Below are 3,854 nucleotides of genomic sequence, written 5' to 3' on the forward strand. Positions count from 1 at the left end.
GACCACATGGCCCCCCCACCAGGGTTTCGACAAACGGGGGCCCGGCCCCGGGCCCCCTGGGGGGGGGGGCAGCGCCGGGTCCAGCCGGCCCCTACGCGGCGCGGGCCCGGGGGGGGTGGTAACGACTTGCCGGGCCGGAAGTGGTCCGGCCCGGCAAGTCGAGGGTCACCGTTTGGTGACGCGGACCTTGATGGACGTCCCGTTGCGTTCGAGGACCTTGATGTTGACTCCGTTGTTCGGGACCTTGACGCCGGCGGTGGGTTGTTCGGCGTACCAGTAGGTCTTGCTATCGTTGAAGGTGGCGACGCCGTTCTGGCCGCGGATGTAGCTGGGCTGGCCGTTGATGTGCAGGGTGAACGAGTCCGCCTTCTCCAGGCCGAACGGCGCGTCGTACCCGCCGATCCGTGGACGCCAGAGCTGGCCGTCGATGCGGTTGATCGGGACGGGGTGCGAGTCGACCGGGAGCACAAGGCCTTCACCGAAGTGTTCGCTGGTGTTGTTGTCGCCCTGCGAGGTGTCCCAGTACCAGATCAGCAGCCCGTCCTGGTACGGGAAGTGCTCGACCCAGTCCGGCCGGGTGTTGAGGAAGCCGAAGTTGTACGGGCCGGTCCGCAGGTACTTGTCGTGCGAGACGTAGTTGATGTGCGAGGCCAGGTAGAAGTTGTCGTGCAGCCCCGTCACGGACGCGCCGATCGAGCTGAAGCCGGCCAGCGTCCAGCCTTCCGGCGGCGTCTCGGCGCCGGACGTGAAGACGGTCGCCCCACCGGACGTGACCTGGATCGAGTCGGCGAAGAAGCCCTTGCCCTTGACCGCACCGTCGGTCTGGTACCGGAACCGCAGCCCGACCGTCTTGTTCTGGTACGGCGTGAGGTCGAACGTCGCCGGCACGTAGGCGCCGTTCGTGGTCCCGTCGATCCCGTTGCCCTCGGCAGCCTTCGTGATGGTGCCGGCGATCGGCTTGTAGCCGGTGCCGTCGTCCACCTCGACGAACGCGTAGTCGCATGGATCGGGCCCGCAGTCCTCGATGTCCCACTTCGCCTGGAGCGTCAGCGAGGCCGCCCCGGCCCCGAGCGTGACCTGGCGCGACATCGTGTTGTTGAGGTCGTCACCGCTGCCGCTCCACCACTGCCGGGCCCCGGCCGCCGGCGCGCCGTACTCGGTGGTCACCGACTTCTTGGGCAGTACGACGACCAGACCCTGCGGCTTCGCCGAGTTGTACTCGTGCGGCCCCAGCACCAGCGTCCGGTTCTGCCCGGCCAGGACGATCTCGTAGTCGAGCCAACCCAGCTGCAGCTTGGACCAGGCGTCCAGATCGGCCGACCGGGTACCGATGCCCAGGTCGTTGCGTGCGCTGACCCGGCTCTGAGCCATCAGCGACCACCAGTTGACGCTGTTCTCGCCGCCGCCGGAGGTGTCGTAGTGGTCAGGCAGGCCGAGGTCGTGTCCGTACTCGTGCGTGAAGACGCTGACGCCGCCGTTCTCCGGCTGGATCGTGTAGTCGCCGACCCAGACGCCGGTGTCGCCGGCCTGGGTGCCGCCGAGCGGGTTGCCCGTCGGGCCGCCGCCGCCGATCGGCGTGGTCTGCACGTACCAGCGGTGCGACCAGATCGCGTCCTCGCCCTGGTGCGGATCGCCGTCGGCCTGGTCGCCGCCGGCGTGCACGATCTGGAAGTGGTCGAGGTAGCCGTCCGGCTCGTCGAAGTTCCCGTCACCGTCGAAGTCGTAGCGGTCCCACCGGTCGAACGTCTTCAGCTCGGCCGTGATCTCCGCCGTCGTCCGGCCTGCTGCCTTCTGGTCGGCGACCCACTGGTTGACCGCGTCCTGGATCAGGTTCCACGTGTTGCTGCACACGATTGACGCACACGGGAACCCGTTACTGCGCCCGTACCGCGCCTCGTTGTACCGCACCTTCACCCAGTCGGTGACCTTGCCGTTGATGCTGTAGCGGCCCGACGACTGCTTTTCGTAGTACTGCCGTACGGTCTCCACCCCGGCGATGCGACCGTTGCCGAAGTACAGGTCCTGGTAGTACGCACGGTTGTAGTCCGACCGCCACACCGTCGAGTTGTCGACCGTCCGGTCGGGCTCGGGGATCGCGTTGTGCAGTGGTCCTTCGAAGGTGGCCGGGCCGGGCGTGGCCGGATCGGTGTCCTGGTCCGGGTAGTCGGGGTGCCGCTCGTTGCCGAACTCGGCCAGTACGACGAAGATCCGGTCGGTCTTCTCGCGCGCCAGCTCGACGTACTGGTCGACCCTGGTGACGGTCCGCCGGCCTCGACTGTCGGTCTTGCGGACCGACTTCTTGCCCAGCTTCATCACGGTGCTGGCACCGCGCTTCTCCGCCTTCGCCTGACCGCTCAGCAGCAGGCTCCAGGCCTCCTCACGCAACTCCTGGCGCTTCTCCTCCTGCGGGTGCGGAAGCGCGTCGGACGTGGTTGCCTTGGCCCCCTGACTCGCTGGGGTCGTGTCCACCGGTGGTGCCGCGACGCTCGTCGAGCCGGTGCTCGCGCCGAATGTCGCTACGAGGGCCAGACCGACTAGTCCGGCTGCTGATCTGCGCACGATCCCTCCCTGAATCGCGACGACCCAGGTCGGGTGCCTGGGCGGTAAACCCCCGAGCGCTGACAGCGTCACGTTACGACGAAGTCACCGATCGCTGAAGAGTTCGTACGCCGCCACCCGAAAGAAGCCGGAATCCGCTTGCCGACGGCAACACTCGAGGCGGCTACCAGCGCCACCAGCTGGAGCGCCGGTGCCCGACCCGCTTCTCGCCGTTCAGGCGCGGCAGCGTCAACAGGCAGTCCAGACCCACCGCGTCGTCGACCTGGCTGCAGAGCCGAGGCCCGGCTTCGTGATGGTCGACGAGCACCTCCGGCCCCCGGCTGCCGTCGGGTTGCCGCACGTAGGCACGCGCATCGGTACGTCGAAGCCACCGGATCAAGTCGCCGACCGAGGACTCCTCGCTGACGCTCGAACCGCCGTCGAACCGCACCGCGACGATGTTCTCCAGCTCGTCTCCTCCGGCCATCCGGATCGCGCTGATGTACAGCGTCGTGTAGCTAGCCAAGCTGACCATTGCGTCCAGCCTCCTGGCTGCATCCTGCTGCATGTTCCACCACCAACGGAAGATCCGTCGACTGCGCGTCACCGGCCGACTACGGCGCGCCTACGTCCACCGATCGGGGGACGGCGGGTTCCCCCGGGCGATCGGTCGGACGGCGGATCCTGGCGGCGGCCGGAGCGGCGGATTGTTGCTTTCACAAGGTTACGGAACAGCCGGACCGAAGACGAAAGGAACACACCGAAATGACCACCACCGCACCCCAGCCCCAGATCCGGACCCAGACCCAGCCCACGCCGCAGGCCAAGACCAAGACCTGGCTCGTCGCCACCGTCGCCGCCACCTGCGTCGCGATGGTGGGGATCGTCGCCGCCGCAGTACTCGGGACGGGAGGCCCAGCCCACGCGAGCGCCGCCCCGGTCGCGGTCCACGCGGGCACCACGCAGTACCACTCGAAGACAGTGGATCGAGGGACGATACCCGCGAATGCCCCGGACCACCGGCAGACACCGACATCGCCGTCAGCCTCAGTGAAGCTGCTGCAGCAACAGCTCGGGCAGCTCAACTACTACAACGGGCCGATCACGGGCTACGAGGACACCGACACCGTCAACGCCATCAAGTACCTGCAGCACGATGCCGGCTTGCCGCAGACCGGCCAGCTCGACCAGGCGACCCGCGACGCGCTGAGCTCCATGCTGGTGCACGGCAACAACCAAATGGCCAACTGAGCCACCGACCCTACGGCGTGGGGGGGGGGGGGCGGGGGCGGGCCGCCGCGCGCGGGGCGCGCCCG

Annotated in this window: 3 protein-coding genes; 1 reads left to right on the top strand and 2 read right to left on the bottom strand. The window is 68.2% G+C overall.

Going from position 1 to position 3,854, the window contains the following annotated elements; all coding sequences use genetic code 11:
* Window positions 1-165: 165 nt before the first annotated feature.
* Complete coding sequence (locus AB0H36_RS47915) at window positions 166-2,559, bottom strand: immune inhibitor A domain-containing protein (protein ID WP_360539043.1); 2,394 nt, start codon at window positions 2,557-2,559, stop codon at window positions 166-168.
* 163 nt (window positions 2,560-2,722) lie between these two features.
* The gene (locus tag AB0H36_RS47920) at window positions 2,723-3,073 is read right to left on the bottom strand and encodes a hypothetical protein (RefSeq protein WP_360539046.1); all 351 of its coding nucleotides are present in this window, start codon (window positions 3,071-3,073) and stop codon (window positions 2,723-2,725) included.
* A 230-nt stretch (window positions 3,074-3,303) separates the two neighbouring features.
* Between AB0H36_RS47920 and AB0H36_RS47925 the strand changes: the two genes are divergently transcribed.
* Window positions 3,304-3,789, top strand: coding sequence for a peptidoglycan-binding domain-containing protein (locus AB0H36_RS47925; RefSeq protein ID WP_360539049.1), 486 nt, complete (start codon window positions 3,304-3,306; stop codon window positions 3,787-3,789).
* Window positions 3,790-3,854 lie beyond the last annotated feature (65 nt).

The organism is Kribbella sp. NPDC050820 (genome assembly GCF_040653975.1).
GTDB lineage: Bacteria > Actinomycetota > Actinomycetes > Propionibacteriales > Kribbellaceae > Kribbella.

Excerpts from the sequence above, each read along its gene's own strand:
- AB0H36_RS47920 (WP_360539046.1), bottom strand. The coding sequence starts at position 3,073 with ATGGTCAGCTTGGCTAGCTACACGACGCTGTACATCAGCGCGATCCGG.
- AB0H36_RS47925 (WP_360539049.1), top strand. The coding sequence starts at position 3,304 with ATGACCACCACCGCACCCCAGCCCCAGATCCGGACCCAGACCCAGCCC.